Source organism: Actinophytocola sp., assembly GCF_009379765.1.
Classification (GTDB): Bacteria; Actinomycetota; Actinomycetes; order Mycobacteriales; family Pseudonocardiaceae; genus Actinophytocola.
Genome location: NZ_WHTD01000026.1, coordinates 1 through 17,134, shown reverse-complemented (window position 1 = coordinate 17,134; position 17,134 = coordinate 1). Strand labels below are relative to the sequence as shown.

Here is a 17,134-nt window from a genome sequence, read left to right as displayed (position 1 = left end):
GCTCACGCCGCGGGCTTCAGGTGCAGCACCACGTCGAGCGAGTTGACCAGGGTCGGCTGCGCGGGCGCGTACTGGTTGTTCTCGTCCGGCCAGCCCTCCCAGTTCTTGGTGCTGTACTCGCCGCCCGCGTTGGCCGCGGAGGTGACGAGCACCGGCATCTGCTCGACGAAGATCCGCTGCAGCTCGTTCATCGCCTCGGTGCGGGTGGCGTCGTCCTCGGCGTTGGCGTAGCTGTCGAGCGCGGCGGTGGCCTTGTCGTTGCGGAACCGGCCCCAGTTGCCGTTGGTGCCAGCCTCGCCGCGAGCCTTGTACAGCGCACCGTCCATCATGGACTGGTAGAGGTCGTACGGGGTCGCGCCGCCGTTGGTCCAGTGCATGGCGGCCTCGAACTCACCGGTGTCGATGTTGGTGGTCCAGGCGTCGGTGTTGGCCTTGTCGACGGTGACCTCGATGCCGATCTGGGAGAAGTTGTCCTTGAGGATCTCCAGGTCGGTGATGTAGTCCGACCAGCCGGCGGGGTTGGACAGGGTGATCTTGACCGGCTTGCCGGTCTTGTCGAGCAGGGTGTCGCCGTCGTAGCGGTAGCCGTTGCTCGTGAGCTCCTTCTTGGCGCCGTCGACGTCGATCTCGAAGTTCTTGCCCTTGAGCTCGGGCGCGATGAACGCGTCACCCGCGGGCGTCGGGATGCCGGTCACGCTGGTGACCTGGGGGTAGAAGTAGCCGGCCTCGCCCTGGTTGAAGATGTCCTCGCGGTCGACGACCATGCTCATCGCGCGGCGCAGGGCCGGGTCGTCGAACGGCTTCAGCTCGGTGTTGAAGAACAGGCCGTGGATCGCGAGCGTGCCGGGGAACCACAGCTTGTGGTGCTCGGGGTCCTTGTCGACGTAGACGGCCTTGTAGTTGGAGATGAACGTGAACGCCCACTCGGACGAGCCGTTGGCGAGCGCCGTGGTCTGCGCGTTGTTGTCGTTGTAGGAGGTGTAGCGCAGCTCCTTGGGCTCCGGCAGGTCCTGCCAGTACTCGGCGCGCCTGGTGAGCGTGACGGTCTGCGGGGTGAACGTCTTCAGCTCGTAGGGGCCGGTGCCGACCGGCTTCTTGAGCGTGTCGGTGGCCGGGTCGTCGAGTGTGGACCACTGGTGCTCGGGCACCACGATCGAGCTCAGGATGTCGACCTGGTTGACGAACTGGGACGAGGTGAACGTCGCGGTCACCTGGTTGCCGCTCGCGGTCACCGTGTCGAACGGGATGGCGTTGATGTTGAGCGCCGGGGTCTTCTTCAGCAGGTTGTAGGTGTAGGCGACGTCGTTGGCGGTCATCGCCTTGCCGTCGGACCACTTCACGCCGTCGCGGATGGTCAGGACGAGCTTCTTGTAGTTGTCCGACCACTCCCACGCCGTGGCGAGCCAGGGTTTGCCCTCCTCGGACGGCTTCACCTGGTTGGTCATCACGAGGGGCTCGAAGATCATCCACTTGTAGCCGAGCGAGGCGCCGGACGACGACGGGAGGAACGGGTTGTGGTTCTCCGTCTGCGGCCCGTTGGGCATGCCGATGTTCAGCACCCCGGCCGCGTTGCCCGCGTCGTCACCGGAACCGCTGCCGCAGGCGGCCACTCCGGTCAGGGTGATCGTGAGCGCGGCGACCAACGCGGCAGTGCGCCTGAGTCGCATGGTTTTCCTCCTCGGGGGCGGGGGAGAGCAGCGCAACGAGTCAATCGGGGTGACGGCCATCACGTCAATAACATCCAGGTAACGAATTTAGTCTAATTTTAAGCTACGAATTAAGTCGCCCCATGAACTATCGTCGGCTCCGGTTAGGCTTCTGCACGGCCGGGGGTCGGGAGGGACGAGTTCCAATGGAGGCGAAGCGCGCCACGGTCCGGGACCTGCGGCGGCGCAACCGGTCGACGCTGCTGTCGACGCTGTTCTTCGAAGGGCCGCTCAGCCGCTACGAGCTCGGTCAGCGCACCGGCCTGTCCGCCGCCACGGTCAGCAACGTGGTCGGCGAGATGGTCGAGGACCGGCTGGTGGTCGAGGCCGGCCTGGTCGAGTCCGACGGCGGCCGGCCGCGGGTGCTGCTGCGGGTGAACCCCGGCTACGGCAACGTGATCGGGGTCGATGTCGGCGAGACCGGCGTGAAGATGGAGCTCTTCGACCTGAGCATGACCCGGCTCGCCGCGGTCGACCGGCCACTGCCGCCGCCGCAGCCCGACCCCGGGCTCGTCGGTCCGCTGATCGCGGCCGGCCTGGAGGAGCTGCTGGGTCAGGCCTCCGTCGCGGAAGGCGACGTGCTCGGGGTCGGCATCGGGGTGCCCGGCACGGTCGAGCAGGGCGACACGGTCCGGGTGCACGCGCAGGCCATCGGTTGGGACGGGATCGCGCTCGCCGAGCTGGTGCGTGCGTGCGGGGTGAGTGCGCCGCTGTTCGTGGAGAACGGCGCGAAGACCCAAGGCCAGGCGGAGATGTGGTTCGGCGCCGGTCGCGGGGCGCGGCACGCGGTGATCGCGCTGATCGGCTCCGGGGTGGGCGCCACGGTGATCGCCGACGGCACGACCTACCGGGGATCGACCAGCAGCGCGGGGGAGTGGGGGCACACCACGCTGGTGTTCGGCGGGCGGCTGTGCCGGTGCGGCGCGCGTGGGTGCCTCGAGGCCTACGTCGGCGCCGAGGGCGTCCTCGACCGGTTCCGCAAGGCACGCGGCGGGCGGGCCGTCCCGCGGTCGGACGAGCAGTCCCAGTTGGACTTCCTGCTGGCCTCGGCGGACCGGTCCGCGACCGCGGCCGCGGTGGTCGAGGAGACCGTCGGCTTCCTCGGCGCGGGCATCGCGAACCTCGTCAACCTGTTCAACCCGGAGCGGATCGTGCTCGGCGGCTGGGCGGGTCTCGCGCTCGGCACCCGGCTGCTGCCGGAGATCCGCCGGGCCACCGCGGCCCACGCGCTCCGGCACGCCTACGAGCAGACGTCGATCGAGCTGTGCCAGCTCGGCCCGGACGCGGTCGCGGTCGGCGCGGCCACGCTGCCGGTCGAGGCGCTGCTCAACCTCGGCTCCGACCCCAGGGAACCGCGGTCGGCGCGGCGTCCCGCGGTGGCTCCGGTCACCTGACCTGATGTCCCCCGCCGGGAGTTCGTCACGTGATTCGCCGGCCCAGCTTCCTGCTGGCGGCGTTGCCGGTCCGCCCAAACTGGCGCTACGCCACCGAGCCCGACAAGTAACAGCACCAGTACGAGGACGAACCGGCGCCTTGCCAGCAGAAACCTGGACTCGCCGACGCACGCAACAGACTCCCGACGGGGGACACCAGCAGCGTCCAGGGCACGCGGCTCGACGACGAGTGGGAGAGCGCTCTCCCGGAAAGGTGGCACCAGTGCGCACCGAGGAGCTTCGGCGGCTGGTCGGCAAGCTCGACCTCGACCAGAAGGTCCGGCTGCTGACCGGCGCGACCCAGTGGCGGATCCACGCCGAGCCGGCGATCGGCCTGCGGCCGGTGGTCATGTCGGACGGGCCGGTCGGCGTGCGGGGTGAGCGATGGGACGAGCGGGACACCTCGCTGGTGCTGCCGTCGCCGACCGCGCTGGCGGCGACCTGGTCACCCGAGCTGGTCGCCCGGCTGGGCGGGCTGCTCGCCGCGGAGGCTCGGCGCAAGGGCGTGGACGTGCTGCTCGCGCCGACGCTGAACCTGCACCGCTCGCCGGTCGGTGGCCGGCATTTCGAGTGCTACAGCGAGGATCCTTGGCTGACCGCGTGGATCGGCGCGGCCTACGTCCGGGGCGTGCAGGCCGGCGGGGTGGCGGCGACCGCGAAGCACTACGTGGCCAACGACTCGGAGACCGAGCGGATGACCCTCGACGCGGCCGTCGACGAGCGGGTGCTGCGCGAGGTGTACCTGGTGCCGTTCGAGGCCGCGGTGGCCGCGGGCGTGTGGGCGGTGATGTCGGCCTACAACGGGGTGAACGGCGCGCCGATGTCGGAGAACCCGCTCCTGGCCGACCCGCTGAAGGGGGAGTGGGGGTTCACCGGGCCGGTGGTGTCGGACTGGGGCGCGGTGCGCTCGACCATGCCGTCCGCGCGGGCCGCGCAGGACCTGGTGATGCCGGGACCGCGCGGGCCGTGGGGGGACGCGCTGGCGGCGGCGGTGCGCTCGGGCGAGATCATGGAGTCCACTGTGGATGACAAGGTGGAGCGGTTGCTGCGGCTGGCCGACCTGGTGGGCGCCTTGGGCTCGCCGCGACCGCGTCCCGATCTCATGTCCACTATGGAGTCCGAGCTGGCGTTGCTGCGCACGGCGGTCGCGTCGAGCGCGGTGCTGGTGCGCAACGAGGGCGTGCTGCCGGTCGACCCGACGTCGGTGCGCCGGGTGGCGGTGCTCGGCTGGAACGCCGTGACCGCGCGGATCCAGGGCGGCGGCAGCGCGGGGGTGTACCCGGCCGCGCCGGTCTCGCCGCTGGACGGGATCCGGGCCGCGCTCGCCGGGACCGCGGACGTCGTGCACGCGGTCGGCGCGTACCCGAGCGAGTCGCCGACCCCGCTCGACCCGGCGTACTCGGGTGATCCGGTCTCGGGCGAGCCGGGCGTGCTGGTGCGGCTGCTCGACGCCGGGGGTGGCGAGCTGCACGCCGAGCGGCGGCTGTCCGGACGGATCCTCGAGCCGGCCCGGGTGTCCGGCGCGGTGACCGTGGAGATCCAGGCGTTGCTGCGGCCCCCGTCGAGCGGTGAGTGGCGGCTCGCGGTCGGCGGCTGGGGCCCGGTGTCGCTGACCGCGGACGGGCGGCCACTCGTCGACGAGGACATCGCGGTCGACACCGACGACCCGGCGACGATGCACCTGGCGCCCGCGTTCCGGGCCGGCATGCTGCGGGTCACCGAGGGCGAGGAGGTGCACCTGGTGGCGCGCCGTTCGCTGGTGCCGGGCACCGGGGTCGCGACGCTGCTGGCCGCCGACCCGCCCCGGCGTGGGGCGGTCCGCGAGCTCACCGCCGCGGTCGAGCTCGCTCAGGGCGCCGACCTGGCGGTCGTGGTCGTCGGCACGACGGACGAGATCGAGAGCGAGGGCTTCGACCGGACGTCGCTGGCGTTGCCGGGTGCGCAGGACGAGCTGGTTCGCGCGGTCGCGGCGGCGAACCCGAACACCGTGGTGATCGTCAACTCGGGTGGGCCGGTGCTGCTGCCGTGGCGCGAGGAGGTGCCGGCGGTGCTGCTGAGCTGGTTTCCCGGCGAGCAGGCCGGGCACGGCCTGGCCGACGTGCTGTTCGGCGCGGCCGAGCCGGGCGGGCGGCTGCCCACCACCTGGGCGGCCGGTGCGGCGGACGTCCCGGTGCTCGACACTCGGCCGGTGGACGGGGTGCTGCGCTACGCGGAGGGGCTGGACATCGGCTACCGGGCGTGGCTCGGAGCGGGGTCCCCGCCCGCGTACTGGTTCGGCCACGGGCTCGGCTACACCACCTGGTCCTATGAGGACATCTCGGTGTCCGAACCGGACGGTCACGCGTGCTCGGTGCGGATCCGGGTGCGCAACACGGGCTCCCGGCCCGGCCGCGAGGTCGTGCAGGTGTACCTGTCCCGTTCGGACGGTACGGTCGCGCGCCCGCCGCGCTGGCTCGCCGGCTTCACGGCGGTGACCGCCGCGCCGGGCGGCGTGGTCGACGCGGTGGTCGACGTGCCGGCGCGGATGGTGGAGCACTGGACGCCCGGCGGGTGGGCGGTCGAGCCGGGCGAGTTCGCGGTCCACGCGGGCCGGTCGGCCGGGGACCTGCCGCTGTCCGCGCGGATGGCGATCGGAGGTTGACGGAGAGCGCTCTCCCGTACCATGGGGAGCCATGAGTGATGCTTCGCCGACGCTCGAGGACGTCGCCCGGGTGGCCGGCGTGTCCCGGGCGACCGTGTCCCGGGTGATCAACGGCATCCGAAACGTGGACACGGAGATCCAGAAGGTGGTCCGGCGGGCCATCGAGGAGACCGGCTACGCGCCCAACCGGGTCGCGCGCTCGCTGGTCACCCGGCGGACCGGGGCCATCGCGCTGGTGGTGTCGGGCGCGGGCGAGCCCGACGGCCCGGTCGACCCCCGGTACTCGACCAGGGTGTTCGGCGACCCGTTCTTCGGCCGGGTGGTCGGCGGGGTGGTCGACTTCCTGCGCCGGCACGCCATGCACCCGCTGCTGATGCTGGCCGACACCGAGCAGGCGCGCGCGGACGTGGTCGGGCACCTGCGCCAGGGCGGCGCGGACGGCGCGCTGCTGGTGTCGACCCACGCGGAGGACCCGCTGCCGGGGATGTGCGTGCGGGCGGCGCTGCCCGCGGTGCTGTTCGCCCGCCCGACGCCGCCGATCCCGATCAGCTACGTGGACCTCGCGCACCGGGCGGGTGCGGGGCTGGCGGCCGACCACCTGGTGGCGCGCGGCTGCCGGCGGATGGCGACGATCTCCGGGCCGCTGGACGTGCCGGCGAGCCAGGACCGGCTGGCGGGCTTCCGGGACGCGATGGCGCGGCACGGCCACGCCTTCGTGCCGAACGAGACCGGCAACTTCACCCACGAGAGCGGCGAGGTGGCGATGACCCGGCTGCTTCGTGCCGCTCCGGACGTGGACGGCGTCTTCGTGGCGAACGACCTGATGGCGGCCGGCGCGTTGGGCGTGCTCGGTCGCGAGGGTCGCCGCGTGCCCGACGACGTGGCGCTCATCGGCTTCGACGACAGCAGCCCCGCGCAGTCCTGCCGGCCGCAGCTGACGACGGTCCGCCAGCCGGTGGAGGACATGGGTGCGGAGATGGCCAGGTTGCTGCTGACCCACATCGACGACCCGGCCGTGCCGCCTCGGTCGGTGATCTTCGACCCGACCCTGGTGGTCCGCGAGTCCGCCTAGAATGCCGTGGTGACAAGCCAAAAAGAGCGCATGCTGGCCGGCGAGCTGTACATCGCCGACGACCCGGAGCTGGCCGCGGACCTGCGGCGGGCCACCGAGCTGATGTCCTCGTTCAACACCGGCGGCTCGCGTGCGGTCCTGGCGTCGCTGCTGGGCTCGCTGGGCGAGGGTGCCGAGGTCCGCCCACCGTTGCATGTGGACTACGGCTACCAGGTCACGATCGGCCGGGGCACGTTCCTGAACTTCGGCGCGGTCCTCCTCGACGTCGCCCCGATCACCATCGGCGCGGACGTCCAGATCGGTCCGAACGTCCAGCTCCTGACCCCGACGCATCCGCTGGACCCGGCGCTGCGCCGGGCGAGGTGGGAGGCCGCGAAGCCGTCGGCAACCCGGCCCGCGTGGCCAAGGAGCTCTGAGACCGGAGCGGGGGCGCCGCGGGCAGGACCGCGGCGCCCCCTTTCTCACCGGACGACTACGGGTAGTTCGGTACGTAGCTCACCTGGTGCGGCAGGTTCGCCACCTCACCCGTGTCGTTGATGACGCGGTTGATCGTGCCCACGCCGCCGAGGGAAACCGTTACCAGGCCGTGGAAACGCACCCCGGAGGTGTTCGGGACCTCGAAGCCGCGGCTGGCCGTCACCGCGGGGTTGGTGTTGAAGAAGCAGTACACGCCGACACCCCAGGCCTCGTGCGTGGTCACCGAGTCGGCGACCTTGTACGACGCCCAGCCCAGTGCTCCGCCGCCGCTGCTGCCCCACGCCGCGTTGCTCGGCGGGTCGTACGGCATCTCGTTCTGGTAGAAGTACGTCCGGCCGCCGTTGCCGTTCCAGATGGTGTTGTACTGCTGATAGTGCTCGACGAACAGGCCGTACATCGTCACGTTGTCGCCGTTGACCACCAGGCCGTTGGCGGCGGTGTTGGCGTCCCAGCCGATGCCGGTGCCGTGGTCGCCGCGCCACAACCACATGTGGTCGCCGATCACGTCGCGGCTGTTGACCCGCAAGGAGACCGACGCCTTGCCGACGTGGGCGCCGCCGACCCGGAAGAACACGTCGTGCAGCGACGTCGGGTTCGCCGAGTGGTTCGCCGACGAGCCGGACGGACCGATCTCCGCCAGCACCGGCGAGCTCACCGGCCCGGCGTCGATCAGCAGCCCTGCCAGCTTCACACCATCCACATCGGACACCTGGATGGCCGCCTGGCCGGTGTCGGGGGTGAGCGTCGCGAGGCCGAGACCGAGCACGACCGTGTTCGGGTTGGTCACCCGCAGCGCCTCACCGAGGTGGTGCACGCCCGGCGTGAACAGCAGGTGCTTGCCCTCGGCCAGCGCGGCGTTGATCGTCGACGCGGGCGTGCCGACCTGCACGACGTAGAAGTCCGCCAGGGAGATCGACGTGCCCTGCGCCGCGCCGTTGCCCCACGAGGTGCCGCTCGTGTTCTCCCGCAGCGCGGGCACGAACACCCGGTACTCGCCGTCACCGGCGACGTAGAGGAACGGCTTCTCGCGGATCTTGGGTGTGGTCCCCACGACGGTGTGCGACGGGTTGGGGAAGTTCTGCGGCGGTGCGCCCGCGGTGCCGGCGAACACCATGTTCCACACCGAGCCGGACCAGCCGCCGCGCAGGTCGCTGTTGCGGGTGAAGAACTGTTGCTGCGACCCGGACTCCACGACGCCGTCGATGCGCGAGTCGGCGATGAGGCCGCCCGACGCCCAGCCGTCGCCGCCGTTCCACAGCTGCACCTGGCCGCGCAGGTGCATCCGCCGGTAGGGCGCCGCCTGCGACACGGCCCACCGCTCGATCTGGCCGGCCGGCAGGGTCACCGACAGGTTCTCCGCGGACCGCCAGAAGTTCTGCGTCGCGTTGCCCAGGTTGTTCGGGTTGTCGCCCTGCTGCAGCCAGTCCGCCTCCACCCGCACGTGCCCGTTGAGGTTCACGTCGTCCGGCGAGAGGCCCAGGCCCGCGACCTGGGTGTAGAAGCGCAGGTTCACGTCGGCGTTGTAGGTGCCCGGCTTGAACAGCACGGCGTAGCGCTCGGTGCCGAACTGGTTGGTCTTCATCTGCGCGGCGATCGAGTCGAGCCTGCTCTGGATCGTGCCGGCCGGTGTGGACGGGTCGTAGACGAACGTGTTCGGCCCGAGGTTCGGGTTGTACGGGTCGGTGTCCGGCGTACCCGGGCCGCCGCCGGTGGTGAACACGGAGAGCTCCCAGAGCGAGTAGCCGTACCCGGTGGCCCGGACGGTGCCGTTCAGCCGGACGTAGCGGCCGGTGCCGGTGACGTCGAGGGTCTGGGTGCCGCCGGCGCCGGTGGTCGTCGTGTAGACGGGCGTCCAGCTGGATCCGTTGTCGGACACCTGGATCTGGAACGCGCTGCCGTACGCGGCCTCCCAGCTCAGCCCCACCCGGCAGATCGACTGCGAGCTGCCGAGGTCGACCTGGATCCACTGCGGGTCGCTGAACGCGCTGGACCAGCGGGTGCCGGCGTTGCCGTCGACCGCGGCGCTCGCCGGGGTGCCGGCGTTCTCCGTGGACGACGCGGTGGCGGTCCGGCCCTGTGCGACGTCGGTGGTGCCGCACGCCGCGAGCGCGGCGGCGGTGCGGCCCTGGGCGAGCGGGGTGGGCGCGGCGGCGGCCGGGGTGCTCGCGTTGAGCACGGTGGCGGTCGCCAGGGCGGTTGCCGCGACCGCGATCAGCGAAGTGAGGCGCCGGGGTCGGGTGGGTGGTCGGGGGTGCAGGGAAAGTCGCATCGTCTGTCCTACCTGGGGACGCAGGGTGGATCGATCCAGTCTGGGAGGAAACCGGTTCCGGAACCGGTTCCAGAGACCTGTGATGCATTTAACAACCACGCAATCCGCCCGTCAAGAACCCGCCCGCCCGGACTCGCGGTACCTGGGCGTTGGACTCGCGGGGTCAGGCGGGGGCGGACTCTCGGATCACCAGGGACGTGGGGACCACGTGGGGCTCGTCGGGGAGCTCGTCGCCTGCCAGGTTGTCCAGCAGCATCGTGGCCGCCGCCTCGCCCATCTCGCGCGACGGCTGGCGGACCGTGGTCAGCGCGGGGCGGGTGTGCGCGGCGATCGAGATGTCGTCGAAGCCGATCACCGCGACGTCGTCGGGCACCGTGCGGCCCGCGGCACGCAGGCCGTCGAGCACGCCGACGGCCATCAGGTCGTTGTGCGCGAACACCGCGTCGAACGCCACGCCCGCACCGAGCAGCTCCTCCAGCGCGGCCTGCCCGCCGCCGCGGGTGAAGTCACCCTCGACCAGCAGCCGCTCGTCGAACGCGACGCCGGCGTCGGCGAGCCGGGCGCGCAGGCCCGCGGTGCGGTCGCGGGTGCAGCCGAACTCGACCGGCCCGGACACCATCGCGAGGTGGCTGCGGCCGGAGCTCAGCAGGTGCGCGGCGGCGTCCGCGCCGCCCGCGTGGTTGCTGGTGGCCACCGACGGGAAGCCGGGGTGGTGGCCGCGGTCGTCGATCATGACGACCGGCAGCCCCGACTCGTGCAGCGAGGTGATGTAGTTCAGCGTGTCCGGCGGCTCGACCAGAAGCAGCCCGTCGAACGCGTTGGCCGACACGTGCCGGGCGAACTGGGTGAGCGAGTCCGCACCGCGGTTCATCGTGTTGAGCAGCAGGCCGTAGCCGCGTGCCTCGAGCACGTCGGCCACGCCCTGCAGGACGTCACCCATCCACGGCCAGGTGAGGCCCGGCACGAGCATCCCGACCGTCTGGGTGCGCCCCCGGGCGAGGTTGACCGCGCCGGCGCTGGGCGTGTAGCCCGTGGCCGCGATGACCTCGCGGACCCGGATGGCGGTGCTCGCGTCCACGTCGCCCTTGTTGTTGAGCACGCGGGACACGGTCGTCTTGCTGACCCTGGCCCGCCGGGCGACTTCGGCGATCGTGACGCGCATGTTCCCGCCTCGGGGTTCGGCTGCGGGGCTCAGAATACGTTCTGTGCCGAATGGTTCGCTTCGCTCCCGCGCTACCCGCCGTCTTCGCTTCCGCGCTGCTCACTCGCTCGTTCGCGCCCCCCGACGCTGAGCACGATCTTGCCGCGAGTTCGTCCACTCTCCCCGAGCCGGTGCGCCTCGGCGGCCTGCTCCAGCGGCAGCACCCGGTCGACCTCGACGCGCAGCAGGCCCCGCTCGACGAGCTCGGTCAGCTGCTCGAGGTCGTGGTGGTCCGGCTCGACGAGCACCAGCTGCCCGGCTCGGACGTCGGCCGCGTCGACCAGCGCCTGCCACGCGGTCAGCCCGACCCGCGGGAGCGCCGCCGCGTGCCCGTGGCCGAGGTTTCTCGGCTTGCGGGCGACGTGGCGTGAGGGCGCGGTGACGTACTCGGCACAGGTGCGGCCGGGGCGCGGGAAGCGCGGCATCCCGTACAGCACCTCGGTGGGGATCGGTTCGCGAGCATGCCCGTCGGTGATCCTTCCTCGTCGCAGCACACCACTGTTCCGCTGTTGGTCACTCGTTGCAATTAGGCACTCTTCCGTGCTATAGGTACCTGATGGGAACCATCTGTGACGTGCAGGAACCCGACACGCGCGACGTCTACCTTCGCAACTGTCCGTGCCGGGACGTGCTTGACCTGCTCGCGAACAAGTGGACGGCGCTCGCGATCGGCGCGCTGGAGGAGGGCCCGCGCCGGTTCGGTGAGCTGCGCCGCCGGCTCGAGGGCGTCAGCCAGAAGATGCTCACCCAGACGCTGCGCGAGCTCGAGAAGGACGGGCTCGTGACGCGGACGGTGTACCCGGTGGTGCCGCTGCGGGTGGACTATGCGCTCACCGAGCTGGGCCACAGCGTCGCGGAGCCGCTGGCCGCGATCCGGCGCTGGTCGGAGGACAACATCATGCTCGTGCAGCGGGCCAGGGTGGACTACGCGGCGCGCGCCGAGGCCGGTCCGATCGGGGCTGCAGTGGGATGACCGCGGCGTTCCAGCGGGCCCGGCGGCCCGAGCAGGTGGCGGCCCGCCGCGAGGCGATCCTGAACGCGGCCGCGGCGATGCTGGGGGAGCGGCCGGTCGCGGACATCTCGCTGCGCGAGCTGGCCGGCCGGGTGGGGCTCGCGAAGTCCAACGTGCTGCGCTACTTCGACAGCCGCGAGGCGATCTTCCTCGAGGTCCTGGACCGGACGTGGACCGCGTGGCTCGACGGTCTCTCGCTGTCCCCCGGCCGCGGGTCGGCCGGGTTCGCGCGCGAGACCCGGGTGGCGACGGCGATCGCGACCTCGCTGATCGCCGAGCCGTTGCTGTGCGAGCTGTTCAGCACGATGGGCGCGGTCCTGGAGCGCAACATCTCGCTCGAGGTGGCACGCGACTTCAAGACCCGGTTCAGCATGAACACCGCGCGGCTGGCCGGGACGGTGCGTGCCTGCGTCCCCGCGCTCGACGAGCCGGGCGCCACGCACTTCGCCGGCGCGGCGGTCGTGGTCGTGGCCGGCCTCTGGCCGTTCGCCAACCCGACCGAGGTGGTCGCCACGGTCTCCGCCGAGCTCGGCGCCCCGTGCGCGGCCGACCTGTTCTCCGAGGGCCTCACCGAGGCGCTGGTCAACCAGCTCATCGGCCTGGTCGCCCGCGCGGGCCGAGCATCGGACCTACGCGCGTCGGCCCGCCCGGACCCGCTTCCCCGATGATGAGAATCATCGCGGGCCCGGGCGAGTCCGGGGGTCAGCCGGTGCCCAGCTCGACGGCGACCCGGTGGGTGAGTGGTGCGAGACGCCCGTCCTCGAGCAGTCCGTGGTCGGCCAGCCGGCGGACCGCCGGTGTCGTCAACGCCTCCACCGTCGCGCCGTCGGTGCCCAGGTACTGGAACGCGGCCGCCGCTCCTTGGTCCACAGTGGACATCGCGCGGTACCGGGACAGCAGGCGGGCGCGTGGATCGAGGTCGTCGACCGCCAGCTCGTCCAGGATCGCCTCGCCCGACAGGCGGGCGGCGAGGTCGGGCAGGGTCAGCCGCGGGTCCCCGATCAGCACGGCCGCGGCCGCGCGCACCGCCAGCGCCAGGTGGTCACAGCGCTTGACCAGCTCGGCGGCCGCCCAGGCCGGGGTCACCCGTGAGCGGCCGATCAGCCTGCCCAGCATGGCCACCGCGGCCGGGGTGCTCAGCCGGCCGACCGGGATCCGGGTGGTCGCGTCGACCGCTGCCAGCGGTGTGTCCGCGGTGACCAGGAAGCCGCAACCCGGCTCCGCGACCAGCAACGGCCGCAGCTGCGCGGCCGACGTGCAGTGGTCCACCACCACCAGCTCGCGTCGCCCGGCGAGCGTCGCCCGCCAGGACGCGCCGTCCAGCGGGATCTCCGTCAGGTCCACGTAACGCTGGCCGTCCGGGTAGGACCACGCCGCCTGGTGTGCGGCCCGCAACGCCACCGCCGACTTGCCGGCGCCGGGCGGCCCGTGCACGACGACCACCCGCGGTTCGTCCTCGTCCAGCGCGCACAATGCCGCGACCACCGTGCGCACCTCCTCGGCCCGGTTCACCAGGCCTACCTGGCGTGGCAGCTCGCACCGGGTGCCGCCGCGCACGACCGCGGCCGCGGGCGGCCGGTCCAGCAGCGCCGGGTCCCGGTTGAGCATCGCCGTGTGCAGCTGCTGCAGCCGCGGCCCTGGCTCCAGGCCGAGCCCCTCGACCAGCCGGTTCCGCGCCTCGGTGAACGCCTCCAACGCGGCGCCCACGTCGCCGCCGCGGTACAGCGCCAGCATCAGCTCCGCCCAGCCCCGCTCCCGCAGCGGGTGCTCGGTGACCAGGCGCCGGGCGGTGCCGACCAGCTCCGCGTTGCCCCCGACGGCGAGCTCGGCCTCCAGCAGGTCCTCCTCGACCAGCAGCCGCTGCTCGGTCAACGCGTCCAGCGCGCCGGCCAGCGCCCGGCGCCGCGGCAGCCCTTCGGCGGGGTGGCCCCGCCACAGCCCCAACGCCTGCCGCAAGTGTGTGCGGGCGCTCGCCGGCTCCCCATCCGCGAGCGCCCGCCGGCCGATCTCGGCGAGCCTGCCGAACACCTGCACATCCAGCTCGTCGGGATCCGTGCTGAGGAGGTAGCCGCCGCCGCGCGAGACCAGCCGGTTGCGGCATCCCTGGTCCAGTACCCGGCGCAGCGTCGTCGCGTAGGTGCGCACATTCGACCGGGCCGACGGTGGCGCGCCGCCGTCCCACAGGACCTGGCCCAGCTGGTCGAACGAGACCACCGTGTTGGGCGCCAGGGCCAGCGCGGTCAACATCAGCCGCACCTTGGTCGACGCCAGGTCGACGGCCTCCCCCTCGTGATACAGCTCCACCGGGCCCAGCAGCCGGTAGCGGATGCCCTCGAACGTCTCCACGCGGTCACCTCCACGCACAAGGGTGGGCAATCGCGCTAACAACTTGCTAATCGACCGCAGCGTGACCGGCCGGTCATCCTGCGTATGCCTTGATCTCCGCGGACGGGCGAGCCGGTAGGTTCCTGGCGTGATCGTGGATGTGGTGCTCGCGGCGCGGGCCCGACTCGGTGAAGGACCGCTCTGGGACCGGCGCGCGGCGGTGCTGCGCTGGGTCGACATCAAACGCGGTGAGGTGCACCGGTTCGACCCGGCGACCGGCGAGGACACCTCTTTCGAGGCAGGCGAGCAGGTCGGCACGGTCGCGGTGCGGCGCTCCGGCGGGCTGGTGCTCGCGACCGAGACCGGCATCGTCACCTGTGCCGAGGACGGGTCGGACCGCGAGCGGCTGCACGAGGTGGCGACGAACCCGCCGGGCGGCCGCTTCAACGACGGCAAGGCCGACCCGTGGGGCCGGTTCTGGGCCGGGACGATGGTCGAGGGCACCGACGGTGCGGGTGCGTTCTACCGGCTCGACCCGGACGGTGACCTGTACACGATGCTCACCGGGGTGTCGGTGTCCAACGGTCTCGGCTGGTCGCCAGACGGCACGACGATGTACTACGTGGACACCCGGACCGGCGGCGTGGACGCGTTCGACCACGATCCGGCCACCGGTGACATCTCGGGCCGCCGCCGGGTCGTCGAGATCGACCGCGGCTGGCCGGACGGGCTCACCGTGGACGCCGAGGGCAACCTGTGGGTGGCGCTGTGGGACGGCTGGGCGGTGCGCCGGTACACACCGGACGGCCGGCTGACCGAGACCGTCGAGGTGCCCGCGCAACGGGTGACCAGCTGCGCGTTCGGCGGCGCCGATCTGTCCACTTTGTACATCACGACCGCGCGGACCGGGCTGGCCGAGGAGGTTCTGGCCCGCCAGCCGGAGGCCGGGTCGCTGTTCGCGGTGTCCCCCGGGGTGCCCGGCCAGGCACCCGGCGAGTGGGCCGGATGAGTCGCTGGCCCGCGCGGCTGCGGGATACCGGCGAGGACCCGGATCCCCGGTTCAGCTTCGCGAACGAGCGCACGTTCCTCGCGTGGATCCGCACCTCGCTCGCGCTGATGGCAGGCGGTATCGGGCTGGAGGCGTTCGTGCCGCCGCTCGTGGTGCCGGGGCTGCGCCAGGTGCTCGCGGCGCTGCTGGTGCTGTCCGGGGTGGCCACGAGCGCGATGGCGTTCCGCCGCTGGCTGCGCAGCGAGCAGGCCATGCGCGAGCGCCGGCCGCTGCCGCCGCCGACGGTCGCGCCGTGGCTGTCCTACGGCGTGGCCGTGGTCGCGCTGGCGGTGTTCGTGCTGGTCGTGGTGGCGAACTTGTGAGCGCCGCCCGGTGAGTACCGATCACGGTGTCCAGAACGAGCGGACGTCGCTCGCCTGGGTGCGCACCGGGCTCGGGCTGGCCGGCTGCGCGCTGCTCGCCGGGCGGCTCGCCATCGTCCGGCAGTCCCCGTGGGCGGTCGGCGCGGCGGCCGCGGCGGCGCTGCTGGCGTTCGGCGTGCTCGGCTGGTCCCACGACCACTACCGCCGCGCCGCCCGCCAGCTGCGCGAGCAGCGCCCGGTGGACCACGCCTTGCCGGCGCTGCTGGTCACGTGTGCGGTGTTCCTGCTCGGCGCGCTGGCCCTGCTGCTGATCGCCCTGCCCTAGTCGGTTTGTCCCACGGGGTGTGGGGCCGGAGACGCAGACCGAGGTGTCCATGATCATTGTGGTGCGCCAGAGGCGCTGTCTGTTCCGGATGGAGGTGTGAGACCTTTGTTGGCCTGCTGTCGTAGCGGTGGGGTGCGTTCACGGCGCGCCGGCGGTCTGGGCGGACTCGATGAGCGTGAATGCCATGGCGAGTCCGGCGGCTCGGGAGCCCGGGCCTTTGATGATCTTGCTGCGGTGCCGGACGGTGGCGAAGGTGGACTCGATCGGGTTGGTGGTGTGCAGATGCTGCCCGTGCTCGGCGGGTAGTCGCGTGCTGGCGAAGATGCCGCGCAGCCGCTGGGCACACGGCTTTGCGCAGAAGCGTCGAGAGTCGTGGCGTGGTCAACATCGCGGCCGTGGTGGGCTCGGGTGCCGCCGCGAGGACCGCGCGGGCTTCCCGGGAGTCCGGCCCGATACCCCGGACCTGGAATGCGGCCAGGGCGGCCGGGAGGTACTGCTTTGAGGTGCGAGCGCAGAGCTCAACGACTCGCGTTACAAGGAGAAAGCACCGTGCGGACGGCTCGGATCACGATCATGGCTCCCTCGCGGGGCCGGAACGCCAGCGACACGCCAGGTCCGCCCACATCCACTTGGTGGCCGGGACCACGGCCCGCCGCTCGCGGTCGGAGCGGACACGGTGGGTGCATGCCGACCCGATGGGGTGAAACTGTTGCCGTGCAACGGAAAACGTGCCGCGGTTCGGGTAGAATCGACCACATGTGCGAGCCGATTGTCGATCTACCCGAGGATGCTTCCCCCGAGGCGGTGCCGTTGGCGACGGCGCGCGGGTTCACGCGAGCGGCGTGGCAGAACGAGGGACACTCACTGGAACAACTCGCCCGGTACGCCGCGGCCAGCGGCAGCGAGTTCGATGCTGTGGAGGTCGCCGCGCTGCTGGTGATCTCACCCCGCGCCGCGCAACACCGCCTCGATCTCGCGGTCACCCTGTCCACCCGGTTGCCGCGCACGTTGGCGGCGATCAAAGCCGGCCGTCTCGACCCCTACCGAGCGTCGAAGATCGCCGACGCGACCCTGCCGTTGTCACTTGAGGCTGCGGCGATCGTGGAAGGAGAGATCCTGGACCGGGTCGAGGACATGCCGGCCGTCAAGCTCAGCCGCGCACTGCGGCGGATCGTCGCGCGAGTGAACGCCGACGCCCTGCAGGCGTTGCACGAGCAGCGGGTGGCGCAGCGGCGGGTGGACATGTATCCGACCGAGGACGGGTGTTCCGTGTTGACCGTGCACGGCTCAGCCGCGCGGGTC

At 72.1% G+C, this 17,134-nt stretch carries 15 protein-coding genes and 1 pseudogene; 10 read left to right on the top strand and 6 right to left on the bottom strand.

The window, feature by feature from the left end:
- Window positions 1-2: 2 nt before the first annotated feature.
- Window positions 3-1,667, bottom strand: a complete 1,665-nt coding sequence (locus GEV28_RS10770; RefSeq protein ID WP_291411226.1) for an ABC transporter substrate-binding protein — start codon at window positions 1,665-1,667, stop codon at window positions 3-5.
- 185 nt (window positions 1,668-1,852) lie between these two features.
- Here GEV28_RS10770 and GEV28_RS10765 point away from each other — a divergent pair, with 185 nt between their 5' ends.
- The 4 genes from GEV28_RS10765 (at window position 1,853) to GEV28_RS10750 (ending at window position 7,389) form a co-directional block, all read left to right on the top strand.
- The gene (locus tag GEV28_RS10765; protein ID WP_291411223.1) at window positions 1,853-3,100 is read left to right on the top strand and encodes an ROK family transcriptional regulator; all 1,248 of its coding nucleotides are present in this window, start codon (window positions 1,853-1,855) and stop codon (window positions 3,098-3,100) included.
- Window positions 3,101-3,362: 262 nt separating this feature from the next.
- A complete protein-coding gene (locus tag GEV28_RS10760; protein WP_291411222.1) occupies window positions 3,363-5,780 on the top strand; it encodes a glycoside hydrolase family 3 C-terminal domain-containing protein in 2,418 nt (805 codons plus the stop codon).
- 31 nt (window positions 5,781-5,811) lie between these two features.
- The gene (locus tag GEV28_RS10755; RefSeq protein ID WP_291411220.1) at window positions 5,812-6,852 is read left to right on the top strand and encodes a LacI family DNA-binding transcriptional regulator; all 1,041 of its coding nucleotides are present in this window, start codon (window positions 5,812-5,814) and stop codon (window positions 6,850-6,852) included.
- Window positions 6,853-6,861: 9 nt separating this feature from the next.
- Window positions 6,862-7,389: a maltose acetyltransferase domain-containing protein gene (locus GEV28_RS10750; protein ID WP_291411218.1), complete on the top strand. Its 528-nt coding sequence runs from the start codon at window positions 6,862-6,864 to the stop codon at window positions 7,387-7,389.
- Here the strand turns inward: GEV28_RS10750 and GEV28_RS10745 are convergent.
- From GEV28_RS10745 to GEV28_RS10735, 3 genes are all read right to left on the bottom strand, one after another.
- Complete coding sequence (locus GEV28_RS10745; protein ID WP_291411216.1) at window positions 7,325-9,598, bottom strand: discoidin domain-containing protein; 2,274 nt, start codon at window positions 9,596-9,598, stop codon at window positions 7,325-7,327. The two genes, GEV28_RS10750 and GEV28_RS10745, sit on opposite strands and share 65 nt — an antisense overlap.
- 163 nt (window positions 9,599-9,761) lie before the next feature.
- The gene (locus GEV28_RS10740; RefSeq protein ID WP_291411214.1) at window positions 9,762-10,760 is read right to left on the bottom strand and encodes a LacI family DNA-binding transcriptional regulator; all 999 of its coding nucleotides are present in this window, start codon (window positions 10,758-10,760) and stop codon (window positions 9,762-9,764) included.
- 71 nt (window positions 10,761-10,831) lie between these two features.
- The gene (locus GEV28_RS10735; protein WP_291411212.1) at window positions 10,832-11,293 is read right to left on the bottom strand and encodes a zinc-binding dehydrogenase; all 462 of its coding nucleotides are present in this window, start codon (window positions 11,291-11,293) and stop codon (window positions 10,832-10,834) included.
- Window positions 11,294-11,355: 62 nt separating this feature from the next.
- On the opposite strand from GEV28_RS10735, the gene GEV28_RS10730 reads away from it, so the two are divergent.
- Both GEV28_RS10730 and GEV28_RS10725 read left to right on the top strand, forming a co-directional pair.
- The gene (locus tag GEV28_RS10730; protein WP_291411210.1) at window positions 11,356-11,772 is read left to right on the top strand and encodes a helix-turn-helix domain-containing protein; all 417 of its coding nucleotides are present in this window, start codon (window positions 11,356-11,358) and stop codon (window positions 11,770-11,772) included.
- Window positions 11,769-12,479, top strand: coding sequence for a TetR family transcriptional regulator (locus GEV28_RS10725; RefSeq protein WP_291411208.1), 711 nt, complete (start codon window positions 11,769-11,771; stop codon window positions 12,477-12,479). The genes GEV28_RS10730 and GEV28_RS10725 overlap by 4 nt, the downstream gene beginning before the upstream one ends.
- A gap of 34 nt (window positions 12,480-12,513) precedes the next feature.
- Here GEV28_RS10725 and GEV28_RS10720 read toward each other — a convergent pair whose 3' ends face one another.
- The gene (locus GEV28_RS10720) at window positions 12,514-14,157 is read right to left on the bottom strand and encodes a BTAD domain-containing putative transcriptional regulator (protein WP_291411206.1); all 1,644 of its coding nucleotides are present in this window, start codon (window positions 14,155-14,157) and stop codon (window positions 12,514-12,516) included.
- A gap of 127 nt (window positions 14,158-14,284) precedes the next feature.
- Here GEV28_RS10720 and GEV28_RS10715 point away from each other — a divergent pair, with 127 nt between their 5' ends.
- The 3 genes from GEV28_RS10715 to GEV28_RS10705 are packed head-to-tail and all read left to right on the top strand — an operon-like array spanning window position 14,285 to window position 15,832.
- The gene (locus tag GEV28_RS10715) at window positions 14,285-15,145 is read left to right on the top strand and encodes an SMP-30/gluconolactonase/LRE family protein (protein WP_291411204.1); all 861 of its coding nucleotides are present in this window, start codon (window positions 14,285-14,287) and stop codon (window positions 15,143-15,145) included.
- Window positions 15,142-15,507 (top strand): DUF202 domain-containing protein, encoded by a 366-nt coding sequence (locus tag GEV28_RS10710; protein WP_291411202.1) that lies wholly within the window; start codon window positions 15,142-15,144, stop codon window positions 15,505-15,507. The genes GEV28_RS10715 and GEV28_RS10710 overlap by 4 nt, the downstream gene beginning before the upstream one ends.
- A gap of 10 nt (window positions 15,508-15,517) precedes the next feature.
- The gene (locus GEV28_RS10705; protein WP_291411200.1) at window positions 15,518-15,832 is read left to right on the top strand and encodes a DUF202 domain-containing protein; all 315 of its coding nucleotides are present in this window, start codon (window positions 15,518-15,520) and stop codon (window positions 15,830-15,832) included.
- A gap of 127 nt (window positions 15,833-15,959) precedes the next feature.
- Here the strand turns inward: GEV28_RS10705 and GEV28_RS10700 are convergent.
- Window positions 15,960-16,135: pseudogene (locus GEV28_RS10700) on the bottom strand (IS256 family transposase); the annotation flags it as partial.
- Window positions 16,136-16,588: 453 nt separating this feature from the next.
- Here GEV28_RS10700 and GEV28_RS10695 point away from each other — a divergent pair.
- Window positions 16,589-17,134 (top strand): DUF222 domain-containing protein (locus tag GEV28_RS10695; protein ID WP_291411198.1); only part of this gene is annotated, 546 nt, incomplete at its 3' end.